23 protein-coding genes are annotated in these 20,853 nt (G+C 70.5%); 21 read left to right on the top strand and 2 right to left on the bottom strand.

Features of this window, described 5'->3' with window-relative positions:
* Positions 1–3: 3 nt before the first annotated feature.
* From ACWKZU_RS06015 to msrA, 9 genes are all read left to right on the top strand, one after another.
* Entirely contained in the window at positions 4–699 is a 696-nt protein-coding gene (locus ACWKZU_RS06015) for a YggS family pyridoxal phosphate-dependent enzyme (RefSeq protein ID WP_449281491.1), read from the top strand.
* A gap of 30 nt (positions 700–729) precedes the next feature.
* Positions 730–1,239: a cell division protein SepF gene (locus tag ACWKZU_RS06010; RefSeq protein ID WP_449281490.1), complete on the top strand. Its 510-nt coding sequence runs from the start codon at positions 730–732 to the stop codon at positions 1,237–1,239.
* A gap of 3 nt (positions 1,240–1,242) precedes the next feature.
* Entirely contained in the window at positions 1,243–1,539 is a 297-nt protein-coding gene (locus ACWKZU_RS06005) for a YggT family protein (RefSeq protein WP_449281489.1), read from the top strand.
* Positions 1,540–1,630: 91 nt separating this feature from the next.
* Positions 1,631–2,314, top strand: coding sequence for a DivIVA domain-containing protein (locus ACWKZU_RS06000; protein ID WP_449281488.1), 684 nt, complete (start codon positions 1,631–1,633; stop codon positions 2,312–2,314).
* 8 nt (positions 2,315–2,322) lie between these two features.
* Positions 2,323–3,024 carry a signal peptidase II gene (gene lspA, locus ACWKZU_RS05995; protein ID WP_449281487.1) on the top strand — a complete coding sequence of 234 codons (702 nt, stop codon included), beginning with the start codon at positions 2,323–2,325 and terminating at the stop codon, positions 3,022–3,024.
* A complete protein-coding gene (locus ACWKZU_RS05990) occupies positions 3,011–3,931 on the top strand; it encodes an RluA family pseudouridine synthase (RefSeq protein WP_449281486.1) in 921 nt (306 codons plus the stop codon). The genes lspA and ACWKZU_RS05990 overlap by 14 nt, the downstream gene beginning before the upstream one ends.
* Before the next feature lie 148 nt (positions 3,932–4,079).
* Positions 4,080–7,589 carry a DNA polymerase III subunit alpha gene (gene dnaE / locus ACWKZU_RS05985; protein WP_449281514.1) on the top strand — a complete coding sequence of 1,170 codons (3,510 nt, stop codon included), beginning with the start codon at positions 4,080–4,082 and terminating at the stop codon, positions 7,587–7,589.
* A 56-nt stretch (positions 7,590–7,645) separates the two neighbouring features.
* A complete protein-coding gene (gene nadE / locus ACWKZU_RS05980) occupies positions 7,646–8,479 on the top strand; it encodes an ammonia-dependent NAD(+) synthetase (RefSeq protein WP_449281485.1) in 834 nt (277 codons plus the stop codon).
* Positions 8,476–9,009: a peptide-methionine (S)-S-oxide reductase MsrA gene (gene msrA, locus ACWKZU_RS05975; protein WP_449281484.1), complete on the top strand. Its 534-nt coding sequence runs from the start codon at positions 8,476–8,478 to the stop codon at positions 9,007–9,009. The genes nadE and msrA overlap by 4 nt, the downstream gene beginning before the upstream one ends.
* Positions 9,010–9,164: 155 nt before the next feature.
* Here msrA and ACWKZU_RS05970 read toward each other — a convergent pair whose 3' ends face one another.
* Complete coding sequence (locus ACWKZU_RS05970; RefSeq protein ID WP_449281483.1) at positions 9,165–9,668, bottom strand: single-stranded DNA-binding protein; 504 nt, start codon at positions 9,666–9,668, stop codon at positions 9,165–9,167.
* A gap of 270 nt (positions 9,669–9,938) precedes the next feature.
* Here ACWKZU_RS05970 and ACWKZU_RS05965 point away from each other — a divergent pair, with 270 nt between their 5' ends.
* The 3 genes from ACWKZU_RS05965 (at position 9,939) to ACWKZU_RS05955 (ending at position 12,813) form a co-directional block, all read left to right on the top strand.
* Positions 9,939–10,424, top strand: a complete 486-nt coding sequence (locus tag ACWKZU_RS05965) for a DUF6993 domain-containing protein (RefSeq protein ID WP_449281482.1) — start codon at positions 9,939–9,941, stop codon at positions 10,422–10,424.
* A gap of 164 nt (positions 10,425–10,588) precedes the next feature.
* Complete coding sequence (gene ettA / locus ACWKZU_RS05960; protein ID WP_449281481.1) at positions 10,589–12,271, top strand: energy-dependent translational throttle protein EttA; 1,683 nt, start codon at positions 10,589–10,591, stop codon at positions 12,269–12,271.
* A 74-nt stretch (positions 12,272–12,345) separates the two neighbouring features.
* Positions 12,346–12,813: an acyl-CoA thioesterase gene (locus ACWKZU_RS05955; RefSeq protein WP_449281480.1), complete on the top strand. Its 468-nt coding sequence runs from the start codon at positions 12,346–12,348 to the stop codon at positions 12,811–12,813.
* Positions 12,814–12,881: 68 nt separating this feature from the next.
* Here ACWKZU_RS05955 and ACWKZU_RS05950 read toward each other — a convergent pair whose 3' ends face one another.
* Positions 12,882–13,760: an acyl-CoA thioesterase gene (locus tag ACWKZU_RS05950; RefSeq protein WP_449281479.1), complete on the bottom strand. Its 879-nt coding sequence runs from the start codon at positions 13,758–13,760 to the stop codon at positions 12,882–12,884.
* 98 nt (positions 13,761–13,858) lie between these two features.
* Between ACWKZU_RS05950 and ACWKZU_RS05945 the strand changes: the two genes are divergently transcribed.
* From ACWKZU_RS05945 to ACWKZU_RS05905, 9 genes are all read left to right on the top strand, one after another.
* Entirely contained in the window at positions 13,859–14,506 is a 648-nt protein-coding gene (locus ACWKZU_RS05945) for a hypothetical protein (RefSeq protein ID WP_449281478.1), read from the top strand.
* Between the two features lie 102 nt (positions 14,507–14,608).
* Complete coding sequence (locus ACWKZU_RS05940) at positions 14,609–15,154, top strand: HdeD family acid-resistance protein (protein WP_449281477.1); 546 nt, start codon at positions 14,609–14,611, stop codon at positions 15,152–15,154.
* 2 nt (positions 15,155–15,156) lie between these two features.
* Positions 15,157–15,594: a hypothetical protein gene (locus ACWKZU_RS05935; protein WP_449281476.1), complete on the top strand. Its 438-nt coding sequence runs from the start codon at positions 15,157–15,159 to the stop codon at positions 15,592–15,594.
* Entirely contained in the window at positions 15,591–15,911 is a 321-nt protein-coding gene (locus ACWKZU_RS05930; protein ID WP_449281475.1) for an SHOCT domain-containing protein, read from the top strand. The genes ACWKZU_RS05935 and ACWKZU_RS05930 overlap by 4 nt, the downstream gene beginning before the upstream one ends.
* 35 nt (positions 15,912–15,946) lie before the next feature.
* Positions 15,947–16,501: a hypothetical protein gene (locus ACWKZU_RS05925; RefSeq protein WP_449281474.1), complete on the top strand. Its 555-nt coding sequence runs from the start codon at positions 15,947–15,949 to the stop codon at positions 16,499–16,501.
* Positions 16,502–16,635: 134 nt separating this feature from the next.
* Entirely contained in the window at positions 16,636–16,902 is a 267-nt protein-coding gene (locus tag ACWKZU_RS05920) for a hypothetical protein (RefSeq protein ID WP_449281473.1), read from the top strand.
* Positions 16,903–17,119: 217 nt separating this feature from the next.
* A complete protein-coding gene (rpoZ, locus tag ACWKZU_RS05915; RefSeq protein ID WP_449281472.1) occupies positions 17,120–17,413 on the top strand; it encodes a DNA-directed RNA polymerase subunit omega in 294 nt (97 codons plus the stop codon).
* A gap of 140 nt (positions 17,414–17,553) precedes the next feature.
* Positions 17,554–18,750 carry a methionine adenosyltransferase gene (metK, locus tag ACWKZU_RS05910; protein WP_449281471.1) on the top strand — a complete coding sequence of 399 codons (1,197 nt, stop codon included), beginning with the start codon at positions 17,554–17,556 and terminating at the stop codon, positions 18,748–18,750.
* A 7-nt stretch (positions 18,751–18,757) separates the two neighbouring features.
* Complete coding sequence (locus ACWKZU_RS05905; RefSeq protein ID WP_449281470.1) at positions 18,758–20,851, top strand: primosomal protein N' family DNA-binding protein; 2,094 nt, start codon at positions 18,758–18,760, stop codon at positions 20,849–20,851.
* The last annotated feature ends 2 nt before the right edge of the window (positions 20,852–20,853 follow it).

Below are 20,853 nucleotides of genomic sequence, written 5' to 3'. Positions count from 1 at the left end.
GCCGTGGGACCCCTCGACTCCGCTGCATTCCCCGGGCTCGGCGAGCGGCTGGCGGAGGTGCGGTCGGGGATCGCGGACGCCTGCCGGTCGGCCTCCCGGGATCCCGACGACGCAACCCTGATCGTCGTCACCAAGTTCCACCCGGCAGCGCTCGTCGCCGCTCTCGCGGAGCTCGGCGTGCGCGACGTCGGGGAGAACCGGCACCAGGAGGCGCAGGCGAAGGCCGAGGAGCTCGCGGCGCTCGACCTCCGCTGGCACTTCATCGGTCAGCTGCAGACCAAGAAGGCCAGGCAGGCGGCGCGCTACGCGCACGCCATCCACTCGATCGATCGCGAGCGCCTCGTCGACGTCCTCGCCGACGTCGATCGCGAGATCGACGCCTTCGTGCAGATCAACCTCACCGACGATCCCGCCCGCGGCGGCGTCGCTCCCGACGGCATCGAGGCGCTCGCCGAACGAGTGCTCGAGGCGCCCTCGCTGCGCCTGCGCGGCGTGATGTCGGTCGCGCCGCTCGAAGAGGAGCCGGCGCGGGCCTTCGAGCGGCTCGCCGGGTACTCGGAGCGCGTGCGCGCGCTCGATCCGGCCGCGTCGGCCATCTCGGCCGGCATGACTCACGACTACCGCGAGGCGATCGCGCACGGTGCGACACACCTGCGAATCGGCAGCGCAATCACGGGGAATCGCCCGGAGCCCAGATAGTCTCGAAGCACCGCACCGTTGGGAGAGAAGATGAGCAACCCGCTGAAGAAGACCATGGTGTTCCTGGGTCTCGCTGAAGAGGAACTCGAGGAGCAGAACACGGCGGCGCAGCAGCAGAAGGCGCCCGCCGCCGCGCGCGCGACACCCGCCGCCGCCTCGGCGAAGACCGAGCCGGCTCGCCCCGCGGCCCCGCAGCGCGCGTCGGTGACGCCCCTGCGTCGCGTCACGCCGACGAAGCCGCCGGCGCAGCAGCCCATGAACGAGATCCTCACGGTCCACCCGACCGAGTACAAGGACGCGAAGGTCATCGCGGAGAGCTTCCGCGAGGGCGTTCCGGTCATCATCAACCTCTCCCGCATGGACGAGGGGGATGCGAAGCGCCTCATCGACTTCGCGAGCGGGCTCACGATGGGCCTGCACGGCCGGATCGAGCGCGTGACGAGCAAGGTGTTCCTGCTGTCCCCGGAGCACATCGAGGTCGGCAGCGAAGATTCGCGTCAGAACGACAGCGGCTCGTTCTTCGTGGCGCCCTCGGCGTAGACGGTGGAGATCCTCCTCGTATTCACCAGCCTGGTGCGGGTGGTGCTGCGGATCTACATCCTGCTCCTGTGGGTGCGCCTCGTGATCGACTGGATCCTGGTGCTGAACCGGCGATTCCGGCCCCGCGGGCTCGTCGCCGTGCTCGTCGAGTTCGTCTACTCCGTGACGGATCCCCCCATCAAGATGTTCCGCAAGGTGCTCCCGCCGATCAGGCTCGGCCAGGTCATGCTCGACCTCGGCTGGATGCTCACGCTCATCTCGTGCTGGATCCTGCTGGCCATCATCCCCGGATGGTGGTGACAGGCGGTCCTCCACCTGCGCGAACCCGACTTTGTTTGCTAGCGTTGACCCACGACCACGTCAGTGGTCCCGAAGCGAAAGAGACGTAACGATGGCCCTGACTCCCGAAGATGTCGTGAATCAGAAGTTCACGATCACCAAGTTCCGCGACGGCTACGATCTCGACCAGGTCGACGATTTCCTCGACACGATCGTCGAGGAGCTGCGCCAGCAAGAGCAGGAGAAGGAAGAGCTGCGCGCGCAGATCGCGGATCTCACCGCCAAGCTGGAGGCCTGCGAGGCGTCGAAGGGCGCGCAGGGCGGACAGCAGGAGACCGCTGCCTCGGAGCAGACCATCGTCGTCGATGCGCCGGCCCCCGCTCCGGCACCGGTGCCCGCGGCGGCCCCCGCCGCTCCCGTCGAGACCACCACTCCGCAGGCGGACGCCGTCAAGTCGAGCGCGATGCTGCAGCTCGCCCTCGAGCTGCACGACAAGCACGTGCACGAGGGCGAGACCACCCGCGACAAGCTCATCGCCGAGGCCGAGGCCAAGCGCGATCAGATGATCGAGGACGCCGAGCGCACCGCCAAGCAGCTCGTGGAAGAGGCGCAGAAGCAGCGCGCCGAGGAGCTCCGCGTGCTCGGCGAGGAGCGCAGCGACCTCCAGTTCAAGATCAAGGACCTGCGCCAGTTCGAGAGCGAGTACCGCTCCACGCTCCGCTCGTACATCCAGTCCCAGCTGCGCGGCCTGGACGGCTCGCCCGAGCCCGCGGGCGCGCCCGACGGTCTGCAGTAGCCGGGAGCGTGAACGACGCTTCCGACGTGGTGGCCCCCGCCGCCACCGCACCCTCATCGCGACGCCGGCTGGTGCCTCTGCTCCTGCTCGGCGTCGCGATTGCGGTGTTCGCAGCCGATCAGCTGGTGAAGAACTGGGTGGTCGCCACCCTGCCCGAGGGGCGCACCGTGCCCGTGCTCGGCGAGTTCCTGCAGTGGCACTTCGTGCGCAACCCCGGCGCCGCGTTCTCCATGGCCAGCGGCGCGACCTGGATCTTCACGATCCTCGCGGCCGTCGTGGTGGTCGTGATCCTGTGGCAGATCCGGCGCCTGCGCTCGATCTCCTGGGCGCTCTTCCTCGGACTGCTGCTCGGCGGCGTGCTCGGCAACCTCACGGATCGCCTCACCCGCGAGCCCGGGTTCCCCGAGGGGCACGTGATCGACTTCATCCTCACGCCGTGGATGTGGCTGGGGTTCAATCCCGCCATCTACAACATCGCCGACATGGGCATCGTGATCGGCATGGTGCTGTTCGTGGTGATCAGCCTGATCGGCCTGCCCATCGACGGTTCGCCGCGCGCGCGCCGCGGAGCCGCCGGTGAGGAGGACTCGGCGGTCGACGAGGATTCCGCGGCCGCCGCGGTCGAGGAGGATCCCGCGGATCGGGACCCCGCGGCCGAGGAGGATCCCGCGGCCGACGAGGGAGAGAGGCGCGGCGATGGAGCGGCGTAGCCTCCCGGTGCCCGACGGGCTGGCGGGGGAGCGGGTCGACGCCGCGCTCGCGAAGCTGCTGGGATTCTCGCGCAGCTTCGCGGCCGAGATCGCCCAGGCGGGCGGCGTGAGCCTCGACGGGCGGGCGCTCGGCAAATCCGACCGGCTCGCGGCGGGCGGCTGGCTCGAGGTCGAGTGGCAGGAGAAGCGCGGCCCCGAGGTGGTCCCCGTGCACCTGCCCGAGCTGGGGGTCGTGCACGACGACGACGACATCGTGGTGATCGACAAGCCGGCCGGCGTCGCCGCGCACCCCTCGCTCGGATGGGAGGGGCCGACCGTGCTCGGCGCGCTCGCCGGCGCCGGGTACCGCATCGCGACCTCGGGGCCGCCCGAGCGGCAGGGCATCGTGCACCGGCTCGACGCCGGCACGAGCGGGCTCATGGTGGTCGCCAAGAGCGAGCGGGCCTACAGCGAGTTGAAGCGCGCCTTCAAGGAGCGCGAGGTCGACAAGATCTACCACGCGGTCGTGCAGGGGCATCCGGATCCGTTCTCGGGCACGATCGAGGGGCCGATCGGCCGGCATCCCGCGCACGAGTGGAAGTTCGCGGTGACGCGCGACGGCAAACCCTCCGTGACGCACTACGAGACGCTCGAGGCGTTCCCCTACGCGACCCTGCTCGAGATCGAGCTCGAGACCGGCCGCACCCACCAGATCCGCGTGCACATGGCGGCGCAGCGGCACCCCTGCGTCGGTGACGCCATGTACGGGGCGGATCCCACGCTCTCGGCGCGCCTCGGACTCACCCGGCAGTGGCTGCACGCGATGCGGCTGGGCTTCCGGCACCCGGGCAGCGGCGAGCCGGTGGAGTTCGAGAGCGTCTACCCTGAGGATCTGCAGCACGCGCTCGACGTGCTGGCGGGGGAGTAGCGCGTCGGGGTCCGGGTCGCGGGCCCGGCCGCGTCCGCACATGCGTTTTGTCGGAGGCTGACGATACCCTTGAGGGGTCGGCGAGAGGGGTCCATCGGTGTCTGAGAAAGACGGCTTCGTCCACCTGCACGTGCACAGCGAGTACTCGATGCTCGATGGTGCGGCGCGCGTCGGTCCGCTCATGGACGCGGCGGTGGCGCAGGGGATGCCCGCGATCGCGGTCACCGACCACGGCAACACCTTCGGCGCGTTCGACTTCTGGAAGCAGGCGAAGGATCGCGGCCTCAACCCGATCATCGGCATCGAGGCCTACCTCACCCCGGGCACCCACCGCACCGACAAGACGCGCGTGCGCTGGGGCGACGGCGGCGGCGACGACGTCTCGGGCGCCGGCGCCTACACGCACATGACGATGCTCTCCGAGACCACGCAGGGCATGCACAACCTGTTCCGCCTCTCGAGCTACGCGTCGATGCAGGGCTACTACTTCAAGCCGCGCATGGACCGCGAACTGCTGCAGACCTACGGCAAGGGACTCATCACCACGACGGGCTGCCCCTCGGGCGAGATCCAGACCCGGTTGCGCCTCGGCCAGTACGCCGAGGCCAGGCAGGCCGCCGCGGAGTTCCAGGACATCTTCGGCAAGGAGAACTTCTACTGCGAGCTCATGGACCACGGGCTCGAGATCGAGCGCCGGGTGCAGAGCGACCTCATCAAGATCGCGAAGGACCTGGGGATCAAGCTCGTCGCGACCAACGACCTCCACTACGTGCACGAGGCCGACGCCGAGGCGCACTCGGCGCTGCTGTGCGTGCAGTCGGGATCCCGCCTCGACGACCCGAACCGGTTCAAGTTCGACGGATCCGGCTACTACCTGAAGACCGCGGCCGAGATGCGGCACATCTTCCGCGACTACCCGGAGGCGTGCGACAGCACGCTCGAGATCGCGGAGCGCTGCAGCGTCGAGTTCAACACCTCGGCCAACTACATGCCCCGCTACCCGGTGCCCGCCGGCGAGACCGAGGACAGCTGGTTCATCAAGGAGGTCGAGAAGGGTCTCCACTACCGCTACCCGGGCGGCATCTCCGACGAGGTGCGCAAGCAGGCCGAGTACGAGATCGGCGTCATCACCCAGATGGGGTTCCCCGGCTACTTCCTCGTCGTGGCCGACTTCATCAACTGGTCGAAGGACAACGGCATCCGCGTGGGGCCCGGCCGCGGTTCGGGCGCGGGCTCGATGGTGGCCTACGCGATGAGGATCACCGACCTCGACCCGCTGCAGCACGGGCTCATCTTCGAGCGCTTCCTCAACCCCGACCGCGTCTCCATGCCCGACTTCGACGTCGACTTCGATGATCGCCGTCGCGGCGAGGTCATCAAGTACGTGACCGAGAAGTACGGCGACGAGCGCGTGGCCCAGATCGTCACCTACGGCACCATCAAGTCGAAGCAGGCGCTGAAGGACGCCTCGCGGGTGCTCGGCTTCCCCTTCGGCATGGGCGAGAAGCTCACGAAGGCGATGCCCCCCGCCGTGATGGCGAAGGACATCCCCCTCTCGGGCATCACCGATCCGGATCACCCCCGCTACAAGGAGGCGGCCGAGTTCCGCACCGTGCTGCAGGAGGATCCCGACGCCAAGAAGGTGTACGACACCGCGCTGGGGCTCGAGGGGCTGAAGCGGCAGTGGGGCGTGCACGCCGCGGGCGTCATCATGTCGAGCGACCCGCTCATCGACATCATCCCGCTGCAGAAGCGCGAGCAGGACGGCCAGATCGTCACGCAGTTCGACTACCCGACCTGCGAGGGCCTCGGCCTCATCAAGATGGACTTCCTGGGGCTGCGCAACCTCACGATCATCTCCGACGCGCTCGAGAACATCCGGCTCAACCGGGACGAGGACCTCGACCTCGAACGCCTCGAGCTCGATGACGCGCCGTCGTACGAGCTGCTCGCGCGGGGCGACACGCTGGGCGTCTTCCAGCTCGACGGCGGCCCCATGCGCGGCCTGCTGCGCCTCATGAAGCCCGACAACTTCGAGGACATCTCGGCGGTGCTCGCGCTCTACCGCCCCGGCCCCATGGGCGCCGACTCGCACACGAACTACGCGCTGCGCAAGAACGGGCTGCAGGAGATCACCCCGATCCATCCCGAGCTCGAGGAACCCCTGAAGGACATCCTCGACACCACCTACGGCCTCATCATCTACCAGGAGCAGGTGATGTCGATCGCGCAGCGCGTGGCCGGCTTCACGCTCGGCCAGGCGGATATCCTGCGCCGCGCCATGGGCAAGAAGAAGAAGTCCGAGCTGGACAAGCAGTACGAGGGCTTCTCCGGAGGCATGAAGGATCGCGGCTTCTCGGAAGCGGCGATCAAGGCGCTGTGGGACATCCTGCTGCCGTTCTCGGACTACGCGTTCAACAAGGCGCACTCGGCGGCATACGGCGTGGTCAGCTACTGGACCGCGTACCTCAAGGCGCACTATCCGGCCGAGTACATGGCCGCGCTGCTCACCAGCGTCGGCGACTCGAAGGACAAGCTGGCCATCTACCTCAACGAGTGCCGCCGCATGGGCATCAAGGTGCTGCCGCCCGCGGTCAACGACTCCTTCGCCAACTTCTCGGCGGTCGGCGACGACATCCGATTCGGGCTCGGGGCCATCCGCAACGTCGGCACCAACGTGGTCGAGGCCATCCGCGAGGCCCGCGAGCAGAAAGGCTCCTTCGAGACCTTCCACGACTTCCTGAAGAAGGTGCCGCTCGTCGCGCTCAACAAGCGCACCGTCGAATCGCTCATCAAGGCCGGCGCCTTCGACGGGCTCGGCGGCACGCGCCGGGCGCTCGTCGAGATCCACGAGCAGGCGATCGAGAGCGCGGTCAAGGAGAAGCGCGACGCCGAGAACGGCAACGTCGGCTTCGACTTCGACAGCCTGTTCGCAGAGGCGGCCGAGGCGTCGGGGGACTCCGCGGAGGCCGTCTCGCAGATCCCGGATCGTCCGGAGTGGACGAAGAAGGACAAGCTCTCCTTCGAGCGCGAGATGCTCGGCCTCTACGTGTCGGACCATCCGCTGCGCGGGCTGGACGCGGCACTCGCCAAGGAGGCGAACATCACCGTCGCGCAGGCGACCAACCCGGAGACGGGCGCCGGTTTCGACGGCGAGATCGTGACGGTGGCCGGCCTGCTCACGAGCGTGCAGCACCGCACGGCGAAGTCGGGCAATCTCTACGGGATGGTGACGCTGGAGGACTTCACGGGCGAGATCCAGGCGCTCTTCATGGGCAAGTCGTACCAGGAGTTCGGCAGCCTGCTGCAGCCCGACAGCATCGTCGCGCTGCGCGGCAAGCTGAACTCCCGAGACGACGGCATGTCGATGCACGCCTACGGGGTCAAGCCCATCGACGCGGCGGTGCAGGACGACGCCTCGACGCTCGAGCTCACACTCACGGAATCCCGGGCGACCGAGCCGCTGATGGAGGAGCTGAAGTCGACGCTGCAGCGGCACCCGGGTGAGAGCGAGGTGCGCCTCAGCCTCATCACGCCGAATGCGGTGCGGGTCTTCGAACTGCGCGAGCAGGTGCGGATCACCTCGGATCTGTTCGGCGAGCTGAAGGGGATGCTCGGGCCGAAGTGCCTGCTGCCGGTGGAGGACATCCTGGCCTGAGCGGTGCGGCGACCGGTGTAACGCGGGTGAAACGGCCTCGGAGTAGTGTGGAGGGCATGAGCGAGATGCAGCAGCAGATCATCGGGGCGCTCGGCTCCGTGCCGGAGATCGATCCTGCCGCGGAGGTCGAGCGGCGAGTCGCGTTCCTCGTCGACTATGCGCGCTCGATCCCGGCCTGCAAGGGATTCGTGCTCGGCATCTCGGGCGGACAGGACTCCTCGCTCGCGGGTCGGCTGAGCCAGCTCGCGGTCGAGCGGATGCGCGAGCTGGGCAGGCAGGCCGAGTTCATCGCGGTGCGGCTGCCCTACGGCGTGCAGCACGACGAGGACGACGCGCAGCTCGCGCTCTCGTTCATCCGGCCCGATCGCGCGGTCGCGGTGAACATCGCAGCGGGCGTCGACGGAATCGTCGCGGCGGTCGCCGCCGCCACCGGGGAGCCGGTCTCGGACCTCACGAAGGGCAATGCCAAGGCGCGGATGCGCATGGTCGCCCAGTACGCGATCGGAGGCGACCGCGATCTGCTCGTCGTGGGCACCGATCACGGCGCGGAGGCGATCACCGGGTTCTTCACGAAGTTCGGAGACGGCGGCGCCGACGTCCTGCCGCTCTCCGGCCTGACGAAGGGGCAGGGCGCCGAGATGCTGCGACATCTCGACGCTCCGAACCGGCTCTGGGAGAAGGCGCCGACGGCGGATCTCCTGGACGAGGACCCCGGACAGTCCGACGAGGCCAACCTCGGCATCGGCTACCCGAAGATCGACGCCTACCTGCGGGGCGAGTCGCTCGAAGCGGAGGACGCGGAGCACCTCGAGCGCCGCTACCGCGCCACCGAGCACAAGCGCAGGCTCCCGGTGACCCCGTTCGACGACTGGTGGAGGAGCGACTCATGACCACGACGACCTTCGTGCTCGCGGGCGGCTGCTTCTGGTGCCTCGACGCCGCCTACCGGCAGCTCAGGGGCGTCACCGAGGTGCTCTCCTGCTACACCGGCGGCGAGACGCCGCAGCCGAGCTACGAGCAGGTCTGCACGGGCCGGACGGGGCACGCGGAGGCCGTCGCAGTCACCTTCGACGAGAGCGTGATCCCCGCCAGCGTGATCCTCGACGCCTTCTTCACGATGCACGATCCGACGCAGCTGAACCGCCAGGGCAACGACGTCGGCACCCAGTACCGCTCCGCCATGTTCTTCTCGAGCGATGAGCAGCGGGTGCTGTTCGAGGAGGCTCGAGATCGCGCCGCGGCCTACTGGGCGGCGGCGGGCGAGATCGTGACGGTGATCGAGCCGCTGGGCGAGGTCTTCCCGGCCGAGGAGTACCATCAGGACTTCTTCGCGAAGAACCCCACTCAGGGCTACTGCCTCGCGGTCGCCGTTCCCAAGGTGAACAAGGTGCGAGCCTCGTTCGCCGAGTACCTGCGCTGACCGGCGCTCCGCCGAGAGGAGCGCGAGCCCGCAGCGGGCTCCCGGCCGGGAGAGGACGCGCCCGCAGCCTGCGCGCCGCCCGGTGGGCGCGCGCCCGCGGTCGGCTCCCAGCCGGGGTCGCCCCCTCCGGGAGGAGTACCGAGCCGCGAGCCCCGCTACGCCGCGACCGCCTCGAAGCCGTCTCCTTCCGCGTCGACGCTGCTCGGCGCCTCCTGCTCCGCGCCCGCGCGCTCTTCGGACGCGACACGCCAGGCGGTCTGCTCGCCCGATTCGCTCAGGCCGCCCGCCGACTCCGCCCCGGCCCCGTGCCGCTTGGCGAAGCTCGAGACGCCCCAGCGCAGATCGTGCCCGAAGGCCTCGGCTTCGATCTCGACCGCTGTGCCCGACTTCTCGCCGGATTCCCACCGCCGCATCCTGATCCTGCCGCTCACCACCACGCGGTCGCCCTTCGCGAACGACTCGCTCGCGTGCTCCGCCAGGCCGCGGAAGGCGTTGACGGTGAACCAGTTCGTCTCTCCGTCGACCCACTGCGCCTGTTCGCGGTCGAAGCGCCGCTCGTTGCTCGCGACCCGGAACGAGCAGAAGGCGACTCGCGAACTCGTCCGTGAGAATCTCGGGTCGGTGGCGATGGTGCCGACGATGCAGATGGGGATGGACATGATGCTCTCCTTCGATGCGTCCCGGTCGGTCCGGGATCCCGTGGGCTGGGGGGGGGGGGGAGCGGACGGCTCGTGCCGTGCGCGAGACGATCCGTCCGCTCTCTCACAGCCTGAGCCATTCCGGTCCGCGCCGGGTGTCGATCCGGGGATCTGTGGAGAAGCTCGGCGGAGCAGAGGAGATCCGCGCCGTGTGAGCGGAGGAGCAGCAGGGCCTCCGTGCAGCCCCCCTGATTGGGCGGCTCCCCAGCTCGCATTGCGTACACTGGCCTGGTGCGTCCAGTCCCCTCGAGCCATCGCCGATCCGCCGCGCTGCTCGCGATCGGCGTCCTGCTCCCGCTCCTCGCGGGGTGCGCGGTGCTCGAGGGCCCGACACCGGTGACTCCGGAGCGGGCGACCCCGCCCGTGCCCGAGGTGGCCCCCGAGTTCGTGCCCGACGGCACCGCGGAGCAGAACCTGCCGTACTTCACCGAGGTGCTGCGGGAGTTCTCCGAGAGCGCTCACCCGGTGCAGGGCGTGCCCGTGGTCGACGCGGTCGCAGATGCGGGTTTCGATCGCGCCGCGATGCAGGTCAGCTTCGACGAGAGCATGACCGGCCTCGAGGCCGACAACATCTTCGTCTCCGTGCGTATCGGCGCCGACTGCCTCATCGGGCAGATCGTGACCGCCGACCGGACTTTCGTGGCTCAGAACGAGCCCGCGGTCGGTCCGGATGGCGACGTCTGCCTGATCGGGACCACGCGGCCGATCGACTGGTAGCCGCGCCGGACGGAGCCCGAGCCGGATTCGGGGTCTGAACCGGCACTGCGGACTCGGACGAAGCGGCGATCGGAGCCGTCGGAGGCGGGCGGTAGAGTAGTGGGGATCCGTTTCCATCCTTTCGAAGCAAGGAGTTCGGGGCGCCCCTGCGCCCGAGAGTGCATATGGCTGAGTACATTTACCAGATGGTCCGCGCGCGCAAGGCGCACGGCGACAAGGTGATCCTCGACGACGTGACCATGGCATTCCTGCCCGGTGCGAAGATCGGCGTGGTCGGCCCGAACGGCGCCGGCAAGTCGACGATCCTCAAGATCATGGCCGGCCTCGACACCCCCTCGAACGGCGAGGCGATCCTCACGCCGGGATACTCGGTCGGCATCCTCATGCAGGAGCCCGAGCTCGACGAGGAGAAGACGGTCCTCGAGAACGTGCAGCAGGGCGTGGCCGAGATCAAGGGCAAGCTCGACCGCTTCAACGAGATCTCCGCCGAGATGGCCGACCCCGACGCCGACTACGACACGCTGCTGCCCGAGATGGGCGAGCTGCAGGAGGCGATCGACCACGTCGACGGCTGGGACCTCGACAACCAGCTGGAGCAGGCGATGGACGCGCTGCGCTGCCCGCCCTCCGACGCGATCGTCAAGAACCTGTCCGGCGGCGAGAAGCGCCGCGTCGCGCTCTGCAAGCTGCTGCTCGAGAAGCCCGACCTGCTGCTGCTCGACGAGCCCACCAACCACCTCGACGCCGAGAGCGTGCTGTGGCTCGAGCAGCACCTCGCCAAGTACCCGGGCGCGGTCATGGCCGTCACCCACGACCGGTACTTCCTCGACCACGTCGCCACCTGGATCTGCGAGGTCGACCGCGGTCGCCTGTACCCCTACGAGGGCAACTACTCCACCTACCTGGAGCAGAAGGCCGCGCGCCTCGAGGTGCAGGGCAAGAAGGATCAGAAGCTGCAGAAGCGCCTCAAGGAGGAGCTCGAGTGGGTGCGGTCCAACGCGAAGGGCCGCCAGGCCAAGTCGAAGGCGCGTCTCGCCCGCTACGAGGAGATGGCGGCCGAGGCCGAGCGCACGCGCAAGCTCGACTTCGAGGAGATCCAGATCCCGGCCGGTCCGCGCCTGGGCAATCTGGTGCTCGAGGCCACGGATCTGCAGAAGGGCTTCGACGGCCGCACGCTGATCGACGGGCTCAGCTTCTCGCTGCCCCGCAACGGCATCGTCGGCATCATCGGCCCCAACGGCGTCGGCAAGACCACGCTGTTCAAGACGATCGTGGGCATCGAGCCGCTCGACGGCGGCGAGCTGAAGATCGGCGAGACCGTGCAGCTCAGCTACGTCGACCAGACCCGCGGCGGCATCGACCCCAAGAAGACGGTGTGGGAGGTCGTCTCCGACGGGCTCGACTACATCCAGGTCGGCAAGACGGAGATCCCGTCGCGCGCCTACGTCTCGACCTTCGGCTTCAAGGGACCGGATCAGCAGAAGCCCGCCGGCGTGCTCTCGGGCGGTGAGCGCAACCGCCTGAATCTGGCGCTCACGCTCAAGCAGGGCGGCAACCTGCTGCTGCTCGACGAGCCGACCAACGACCTCGACGTCGAGACCCTGACGAGCCTCGAGAACGCGCTGCTCGAGTTCCCCGGCTGCGCCGTGGTCATCACGCACGACCGGTGGTTCCTCGACCGCATCGCGACGCACATCCTCGCCTACGAGGGCACGGAGGAGAACCCGGCGAACTGGTACTGGTTCGAGGGCAACTTCGAGGCCTACGAGGCGAACAAGATCGAGCGCCTCGGCCCGGACGCGGCGAAGCCGTCGCGCGTCACCTACCGCAAGCTGACCCGCGGCTGACATCGAAGGCCCGGTCTCCTCTCGGGGAACCGGGCCTTCGCCGTCCCGTCCGACCGGAGAGAGGAGTCCGCGGCATGGCACGCGTGCACATCGACATGGAATTGCGCTGGGGTGACCAGGACGCTTACGGCCACATCAACAACGTGGCCTACGCACGGTATCTCGAGGAGGCGCGCGTGCGCGCCTTCGAGCTCGGCTCGGCGCGCGAGCGCACCGGCATGGAGCACCACTTCCGCGGCGACGGCCCCATATCGCTGAAGACCCTGGTGGCGAATCAGCAGATCGAGTTCCTGCGCGTGCTGGAGTACGGAGCGCAGCCGATCACCATCGAGCTGTGGATCGGCAGGCTCGGCGGCTCGAGCCTCGAGCTCCACTACGAGGTCGTCGACGGTTCGCAGCCCGAGCGCACGGTGTCCGCCCGCGCCATCACGACGGTCGTCGTGGTGGACGGGCGGACGCTGCGCCCGACGCGGCTGACCGGCGCGGGGCGCGCCTCGGTCGAGCCCTGGACCGACGAGCCCCTGCAGCTACGCCGCGGGTAGACCTCGTAACGATCTCGCACGGCCGGCGACGCGCGATCGTTCGCCGCCCGAATGCGGTCCTGTCCCGGCTATTCGCTCTCGGGCAGCCGGATCGTCGTCTCCTGGGACACGCTCGCCACGAGCGCGCCCTCCCGGTCGTAGAAGCGCCCGTGCGTCAGGCCGCGGCCGCCCTGCGCGGTGGGGGACTCGAGCTCGTAGAGCAGCCACTCGTCCACCCGGAAGGGACGGTGGAACCACATGGCGTGGTCGAGGCTCGCGCCGCGCATCCCGGGCGTCGCCCAGGGCACGCCGTGCCGGCGCAGCACCGGCTCGAGCAGCAGGTAGTCGCTCGCGAAGGCGAGTGCTGCGGCGTGCAGCAGCGGCGTCGCGTCGAAGGTGTCGCGGCTGCGCAGCCACACCTGCTGCCGGTTGCTGCGCTCGGCGACGTCGAGGATGATGTCGGACTCGACGTAGCGGAAGTCGAACGGCCGGTTCAGCACCCACGACGCCCGTCCGCCCCCGCCGGAGCTCGCCAGGTGGCCGTACCGCTCCCACACGCTGGGCAGGGACTCGGGGGCGGGCACCGAAGCGAGATCGGCGGGTTCCTGGTGCTCCAGCCCGGCGTCCTGCTCCTGGTACGACGAGATCATCGACATCAGCACCTGCCCGCTCTGGTAGGCCTGCACCCGTCGGGTGGAGAAGGAGCGCCCGTCGTGCAGGCGATCCACCTCGAAGGTCATGCGATCCTCGCTGTCGCCCGGCCGCAGGAAGTAGCCGTGCATCGAGTGGATGATGCGATCCTCGGGCACCGTCGTGCCTGCCGCGGCGATCGCCTGCCCGAGCACCTGGCCGCCGAACGAGCGCCCGTGCGGGGTGGGGAACGCGGGGCCGGTGAGGATGTCCTCGCGAGTGCGCGCGCCCGAGTCGAGCACCGAGAGCATGGCGAGGAGATCGGGCGAAGCGGTCATGGGTCCTCCTGGGTCGGCTCCATTGCGTGGACGATGATCCCAGTCTATGACCGGGGGCGTGCCGGATCGGTTCCCCGTCCGTTCGCTAGGCTGGGGCGATGGCTGCCACCTTGTCGCTCGCGGATCACGCGACCCGGGACGATCTGCGCATCTTCCTCGAGCGTCTGCAGCGCGCGGGCCAGGAGGAGGTGCGCCTCACCACGCGAGGAGCGGCGCTCGCGGTCTACGGCTGCACGCAGGCACCGCGCGGGATCACCGACGCGGTGCCCGTGGTGCTGGTGATGCGGGCGTTCGCGCTCGCCGCGGAGCCGCCCGAGACGGTGGACGAGACGGTGCAGGGGCGAGCACTGCTCGACCGCATCGCGCGTCTCGGGATCGTCGGGTTGGCGCTGGAGGTGCCCGAGGTGACGAGCATGGCGGCCTGGGCCGGCGTGCTGCCGCCGGTCGCCGGCTGGGAGGCCGCCGGGGTCGTCGACGCGTCATCGCTCACGGCGGTCGCGGCCGAGGGGATCGAGCGGGTCGCGTCGCTGCTGCCGGAGGATCCGGGCGACGCCGTGGTGCAGCGCGTGCGGGCCTCGGTCTGGGGCGCCGAGATCGCGCCGGGGCTGCCCGCCGCCGCCGCGTTCGCCGCCGAGGCGATGGGACTGCTGCACGACGAGGATCCCGTGCGCCTCTCCCGCTCCCTGACCTGGACCCGGCTCACCACCGCGCGCGGGCACGTGCTCGTGCGCTCGCTGCTGGGATAGGCGCGGCGGGTGCCGGCCGGGCGCGGCGGCACCCGGATAGTATCTGGGAAAGGCCTCCCGTGAACACCGAACACCGGAGCGCCCCCTGCAGAAAGGCATTCCGTGTCCTCCACCACTTCAGCGCCCGCGAAGGGCGCTCGGCTCGCTCTGCTCATCGGCGGCCTCGCAGCCGTCGGCTTCGGCATCGCCGTGCTCGTCTGGCCGACGAAGGCGGCCGTCGCGCTCGCCGGCGTGATCGCCGTGTACGCCGTCATCGCCGGAGTCGTCTATGCCGGCACGGGCATCTTCTCCAAGGAGCTGGGCGCGGGCGGCCGCGTCGGCCACGTCCTGCTCGGGGTGCTGTACATCGTCGCGGGCGCCTACGCGTTCGGGTCGCTGCAGCGGTCGGCGGCGTTCCTCGCGCTGTTCCTGACGATCATGGTCGGCGTGATGTGGATCATCGAGGGATTCACCTCGCTGTTCACCCTCGGCCAGTCGGGCTCGAAAGCGCTCACCATCGTGTTCGCGGTCGTCTCCGTCTTCGCGGGCTTCACGCTGCTGAGCAGTCCGTTCTGGGGAGCCGTGTTCCTGTGGTGGTTCCTCGGGGTCGCGCTGGTCGTGCTCGGCGCGCTGAACGTCGTGCGCGCGCTGACCGGGAAGCGGGCCTGAGCATGGCGACCGAGCAGTTCTCGGGCCCCGTCGACTACCTCGTCTTCGGATTCGACGAGGGGGCCGATCTCGGTCCCGGACTGCAGGCCGTCCTCGAGCGGGTGGGCCAGGGCGTGGTCGAGATCCTCGACATCGAGATCGTCGCACGAGACGTGTCGGGGGAGCCGGTGAAGCGGTCGTTCGACGAGCTCCGCGCCACCACCGGCGTGGACCTCTCGGTGTTCGACGGGGTCGAGTCCGGCATCCTCGATGCCGAGGATCTCTCCCGGATCGCGTCCGAGATCGAGCCCGGTCGTCTGGCGGTCGCGGTCGTCTACGAGGACCGTTCGCTGGCGGTCGCCGCGGAGGCCTGGGCAGCCGCCGGCGGGGTGGAGCTGTTCTCCGGCGGCGTCGACATCGCAGAACTCGAACGCGCTCTCGCAGAGGGGAGCCCCGCATGAGCCTCCTCCGCACCGCCGTGCGCGCCTCGGTCGCCACACGGGTCATCGGCAGCACGCACCGGCGACAGCAGCAGCGCTGGGCTGCTCAGGATGCCGCCGCGGCGGCGGCCGGATCTGCTCCTCCGGCTGCTCCTGCTGCTGCGCCCGTTCCTGCCGCCGCGGTCGCCGAGCCTCCTGCGGCGTCGGCGCCTGCCGCCGGTGCCGGTACGGCCTCCGTGATCGAGCAGCTGACCCAGCTCGGCCGGCTCCGCGACTCCGGTGTGCTCACCGAGGCCGAGTTCGAAACGCAGAAGCAACGAGTGCTGGCGGCGGGGTGACCCGGCCGGCGGGCGCGGAGGGAGGAATCGCGGGCATGACGGATCATCGTCGCGCCGATCGGCGCTCGCGCGGCGCCTTCGCGCCGGATCCCCGCGCAGACAGGAGCCGTCGCCCGAGCTTCTCGACGCTCATGAGCTCGACGGCCGGCGTCTACGGACTCGTCGTCGTCGCGGGCATGATCGTGGTCAGCCGCAACCTCGACGGCGACGGCGCCCAGGCGCTGCTCACGGTCGTGCTCACGCTGCTGGTGTTCTTCGCCGCCCACGTGTACTCCGACACGGTCGCGCAGCTCTCCGAGTCGGACAGCACCTTCGCGGCCGCTCTCGCCCACGGCGTGCGCGCGTCGCTGGGGCTGTTCGTGGTGGGCTCGGTGCCGGTCGCGTTCCTGCTGCTCGGCGTGGTCGGGGTGCTCGGGCAGGCCGATGCGGTCTGGCTCGCGCTCACGGTCGACATGATCCTGCTCGGCGTGATCGGCTGGTACATCGCGGCGGCGCGCAATCCTCGCTTCGCGGCCCGCCTCGGCGGGGCGGTGGTCACGGCTGCCCTGGGCGCCATCATGATCGCCCTCAAGGCGCTGATCCACCACTGACGGGATCGGCCGCTGTCGTTGTCGGGATCGGCCGACGCGATTGTCGGATACTCACCGAAGCCCGCCTCGGCTCTTTGGAGTGGTGAGCCGCTCAGGAGCCCAGGAATGTCGGCGGTTCGCGGTGGAACGGGGGCATGTCCGCATCCTTCGACGCCGAGAGCCCGCACCGGGCCGCACTACGGGTCGTGGTGTCGCGGCTGGAAGCGGTGGAGGTCGAGCTGCGCGCCGCGGAGGCCGAGCGGCTGCGACCGCTGGCGGAAGCGCTGGATCTGGCCGCCGCCGAGAACGAGCGTCGCATTTCGGCCACCCCGTCCGGTGCGCGCGGAGAGCCGGCGTATCGCGCCGTGCATGCCGAGATCGCGTCCGCGCTGCATCGGAGCGAGGGGCGACCGAGCGGTTGACGGATCATGCCCGTACACGCACCGCGTGCTATCCGCGCGCGTTCGAGGTCTACCGCGACGGCGGGATCTCGGAGCAGCACACCCCTGTGATCGCCGATGCCGGTCGAGTGGTGGGGAGCGGCGACGCGCCTGACTCGGTGCTGCGGTTCCCGCCCGCCGCCCAGCAGGATCGGCGATCCTCGGCTAGGATGGTGAGGTCAACTAGAGGAGTGTGTACATGGCCAACCCCAACGGCATCATCGACCCGCCCATCGACGATCTGCTCGAGAAGGTCGATTCGAAGTACGCCCTGGTGATCTTCGCTTCGCAGCGCGCCCGCCAGATCAACGATTACTACACGGATCTGCACGACGGCAATCTGTTCGACAACGTCGGCCCGCTGGTCGACTCGTCGGTCGACGACAAGCCGCTGTCGATCGCGCTGCACGAGATCGTCGAGGGCAAGCTGACCATGACCCGGCGCGCCGCGGTGTCGAGCGACGCCGAGGAAGCGGCCGCGGTCGGAGCGTAATCTTCCGCTGCACTCGCAGCTCCGTCGGTGGCGTCGGATACCCTGAATGGGGTCCGGCGCCACCGGCGTTTTCCGCCCGGCGTTCTTCGCCCGAGCCGCACCCATCTCGTCCGCCCGCTTCCCATCATCAAGGAGCCCACGTGCCGCTGCGCCAGTTCACCTCGGAGTCCGTGACCGAGGGCCACCCGGACAAGATCTGCGACCGCATCTCGGACTCGATCCTCGACGCCATGCTCGAGCAGGATCCCGGCGCCCGCGTGGCCGTCGAGACCCTCGTGACGACGGGCCTCGTGCACGTCGCCGGCGAGGTCTCCACGACGGGCTACGTCGAGATCCCGCAGATCGTGCGCGACGCCGTGCGCGACATCGGCTACACCAGCTCCGAGATGGGCTTCGACGCGGCCTCCTGCGGCGTCTCGGTGTCGATCGGGCAGCAGTCGCCCGACATCGCGGGCGGCGTCGACTCCTCGCTCGAGGTGCGCAGCGGCGAGATCGGCGAGGACGACGGCCTCAGCCGGCAGGGCGCCGGCGATCAGGGCATCATGTTCGGCTACGCGACCGACGAGACCCCCGAACTGCACCCGCTGCCCAGCTGGATCGCGCATCGCCTCGCCGAGCGCCTCACCGAGGTGCGCAAGACGGGCGTGCTGCCCGAGCTGCGCCCCGACGGCAAGACCCAGGTGACCATCGGCTACGCCGGGGACCGCGCGGCGAGCATCGAAGCGGTCGTCGTCTCCACGCAGCACCACGGCGACATCTCGCAGGGGGCGCTGCGCGCCGCGGTCGAGCGCGCGGCCATCCGGCCGGTGCTCGAACAGGTGGAGCTGCACAGCGCCGATGCCCGGCTCTTCATCAACCCGGCCGGCCCGTTCGTGATCGGCGGCCCCATGGGCGACGCGGGCCTCACCGGCCGCAAGATCATCATCGACACCTACGGCGGCGCCAGTCGACACGGCGGCGGCGCGTTCAGCGGGAAGGACCCCTCGAAGGTCGACCGCTCGGCCGCCTACGCGATGCGCTGGGTCGCCAAGCACGTCGTGCGCGCCGGCCTCGCTCGCCGCGCCGAGCTCCAGGTGGCCTACGCGATCGGCCGCGCGCACCCGGTCGGCCTCTACGTCGAGACCTTCGGCACCGAGACCGTGCCGCTCGAGCGCATCGAGCGCGCGGTGCGCGAGGTCTTCGACCTGCGCCCGCTCGCCATCATCCGCGACCTCGACCTGCTGCGCCCCGTCTACGCGCAGACCAGCGCCTACGGCCACTTCGGGCGCGAGCTGCCCGACTTCACGTGGGAGGCCACTCCGCGCACCGCCGAGCTGCGGGCCGCCGCCGGCCTCTAGGAGCGCCGTGTCCACGGGCGGTGCGCGCGGCAGCGCGTTCGAGCGGGCGGAGGCGGCGAACGGCCGCCCCGTCGCGCGCGTGCTGCTCGACTCCGCACTGCCCCAGCTCGACCACCTCTTCGACTACGCGATCCCGCCCGAACTGGCCGATGAGGTGCGGATCGGTCAGCGCGTGCGCGTGCCCTTCCGCTCGCAGGAGCGCCGGAGCTTCGGCTACATCATCGAGTTCGCCGAGCGCAGCGACTTCGGAGGCGAGCTCTCGGCCATCGCCGACATCGTCACCCGGGTTCCGCTGCTCGCCCCCGAGGTGTGGCGCCTGGCGCGGGCCGTCGCCGACCGCGCCGGCGGCTCGGCCGGAGACATCCTGCGCCTCGCGATCCCGACGCGGCAGGTGCGGGTCGAGAAGCAGCACCTCGCGGCACAGGCCGCGGAGGCCGGGCAGGCTGCGCCGGTGTCGCAGGGAGAGGCCGCCGGGACAGAGGGGGGCGGCGAGCCCGCCGCGGAGAGCTCCGCGGAGGAGCGCGCCGTCGCCGAGCGGCTCGTCGCGGGTGCGCGCCTCGCGCTCACGGCCTCGCACGGGCCGGAGCGGCTGCACACGGGGGAGTGGGTCGGCGGCTGGGCGGCGCGTCTCGCGCGGCTCGCGATCGCGGTGCACGCGCTCGGGCGCAGCGCGATCCTCATCGCCCCCGACTATCGCGACCTCGACCAGCTGCGCGACGCGCTGGCCGCGCTCGGGCACCCCGACATCGTGCGCGTCGACTCGCGGCAGTCCAACGCCGAGCGCTATGCCGGCTTCCTGCGCGCGCTCGACGCCGAGCCGCGCATCGTGCTCGGCAACCGCTCCGCCGTCTACGCGCCGGCGCACCGGCTCGGCGCGATCATCGTCTGGGATGACGGGGATCCCGTGCTGGCCGAGCCCCTCACGCCCTACGTGCACGCGCGCGACGCTGCGCTCGTGCGCGCGTCGTCGAGCTCCGAGACGTCGCCCGAGGAGCCGGCAGGCCTCTTCTTCGCCGGGCACGCGCGCAGCGCCGAGGTGCAGCGCCTCGTCGACATCGGCTACGTGCGCGCCCAGCAGAACCCGCCCAGGCGGTCCCGCATCGTGCACGCCGACGCCTCCATGACCCCCGACGCCTTCGCGGGACGGGTGCCCGAGTTCGCGGCCCGTACCATCCGCGAGGGGCTGCGGCGCGGACCGGTGCTGGTGCAGGTCGCCACGCCCGGATACGCGCCGGTCGCGGTGTGCGGCGAGTGCGGCGACCTGGCCCGGTGCCGGGTCTGCAGCGGACCGGTCGGCTTCCGCACCGTAGGGCGCGCCTCCTGCCGCTGGTGCGGGGAGTACGCGACGAACTGGCGCTGCGGCACGTGCGACGGCACGCGGCTCGAGGAGCGCGGAATGGGGTCGGCGCGCACGGTCGAGCAGTTCGAGCGGCAGTTCGAGGGCGCCCGCGTGATCCTGAGCGACGGCGAGCACCCCCGCGAGCGCGTGGACGCCCGGCCGGCGCTCGTCGTGGCCACCCGCGGCGCCGAGCCGCTCGCGGCCGGGGGCTACCGCGCCGTGGTGCTGCTCGACGCCGAGCGGCTGCTCAGCCTCGAGACCCTGCGCGCCGGGGAGGACTGCCTGCGGTGGTGGGAGAACGCGGCGGCCCTCGCCGCTCCCGACGGCATCTGCCTCATGGCCTCCGGGGGCGGCCCGGTGGTGCGCGCCTTCGTGACGGGCCGCGAGGAGGAGTGGCTGCGCGGAGAGCTGCGGGATCGCCACGCCCTGCGCTACCCGCCCGCCGTGCGCGTGGCGAGCGTGAGCGGCGGCCCCGACGAGGTGGAGCGGGCGCTGCAGCAGCTCTCGGGCCTCGCCGGGGTCGACCACCTCGGGCCGACCCCGATCCCGCCCGGCGGACCGGCCAAGACCCCCGCGGGGCTCGTGCGGGCGATCGTGCGCTTCGACTACGCCCAGGGCGACGAGGTCGCGAGCCGCCTGCGCGGGGCGCTCGTGGCCGACGCCGCGGGATCCTCGTCGCGCACCCGCGGCCGCGCACCGGGGCGAGCGAGGCCCGAGGCGCTGCGGCTGCGATTCGACGACCGCGGGGTTTTCGACGGGTAGGC

The organism is Leucobacter sp., from assembly GCF_053528595.1.
Note: the sequence above shows the minus strand (reverse complement) of the source record. Positions and strands in the feature narration are given on the sequence as shown.

What these genes read in the sequence shown, in the direction of transcription:
- rpoZ (WP_449281472.1), top strand. Translation starts at nt 17,120, where the DNA reads ATGGCCAACCCCAACGGCATCATCGACCCGCCCATCGACGATCTGCTC.
- dnaE (WP_449281514.1), top strand. Translation starts at nt 4,080, where the DNA reads ATGCTCGATGGTGCGGCGCGCGTCGGTCCGCTCATGGACGCGGCGGTG.
- ACWKZU_RS05925 (WP_449281474.1), top strand. Translation starts at nt 15,947, where the DNA reads ATGACGGATCATCGTCGCGCCGATCGGCGCTCGCGCGGCGCCTTCGCG.
- ACWKZU_RS06000 (WP_449281488.1), top strand. Translation starts at nt 1,631, where the DNA reads ATGGCCCTGACTCCCGAAGATGTCGTGAATCAGAAGTTCACGATCACC.
- ACWKZU_RS05935 (WP_449281476.1), top strand. Translation starts at nt 15,157, where the DNA reads ATGGCGACCGAGCAGTTCTCGGGCCCCGTCGACTACCTCGTCTTCGGA.
- ACWKZU_RS05970 (WP_449281483.1), bottom strand. Translation starts at nt 9,668, where the DNA reads ATGTCCATCCCCATCTGCATCGTCGGCACCATCGCCACCGACCCGAGA.
- ACWKZU_RS05950 (WP_449281479.1), bottom strand. Translation starts at nt 13,760, where the DNA reads ATGACCGCTTCGCCCGATCTCCTCGCCATGCTCTCGGTGCTCGACTCG.
- nadE (WP_449281485.1), top strand. Translation starts at nt 7,646, where the DNA reads ATGAGCGAGATGCAGCAGCAGATCATCGGGGCGCTCGGCTCCGTGCCG.
- ACWKZU_RS05920 (WP_449281473.1), top strand. Translation starts at nt 16,636, where the DNA reads ATGTCCGCATCCTTCGACGCCGAGAGCCCGCACCGGGCCGCACTACGG.
- msrA (WP_449281484.1), top strand. Translation starts at nt 8,476, where the DNA reads ATGACCACGACGACCTTCGTGCTCGCGGGCGGCTGCTTCTGGTGCCTC.
- ACWKZU_RS05990 (WP_449281486.1), top strand. Translation starts at nt 3,011, where the DNA reads ATGGAGCGGCGTAGCCTCCCGGTGCCCGACGGGCTGGCGGGGGAGCGG.
- ACWKZU_RS05930 (WP_449281475.1), top strand. Translation starts at nt 15,591, where the DNA reads ATGAGCCTCCTCCGCACCGCCGTGCGCGCCTCGGTCGCCACACGGGTC.
- ACWKZU_RS05945 (WP_449281478.1), top strand. Translation starts at nt 13,859, where the DNA reads ATGGCTGCCACCTTGTCGCTCGCGGATCACGCGACCCGGGACGATCTG.
- ettA (WP_449281481.1), top strand. Translation starts at nt 10,589, where the DNA reads ATGGCTGAGTACATTTACCAGATGGTCCGCGCGCGCAAGGCGCACGGC.
- ACWKZU_RS06010 (WP_449281490.1), top strand. Translation starts at nt 730, where the DNA reads ATGAGCAACCCGCTGAAGAAGACCATGGTGTTCCTGGGTCTCGCTGAA.
- ACWKZU_RS05955 (WP_449281480.1), top strand. Translation starts at nt 12,346, where the DNA reads ATGGCACGCGTGCACATCGACATGGAATTGCGCTGGGGTGACCAGGAC.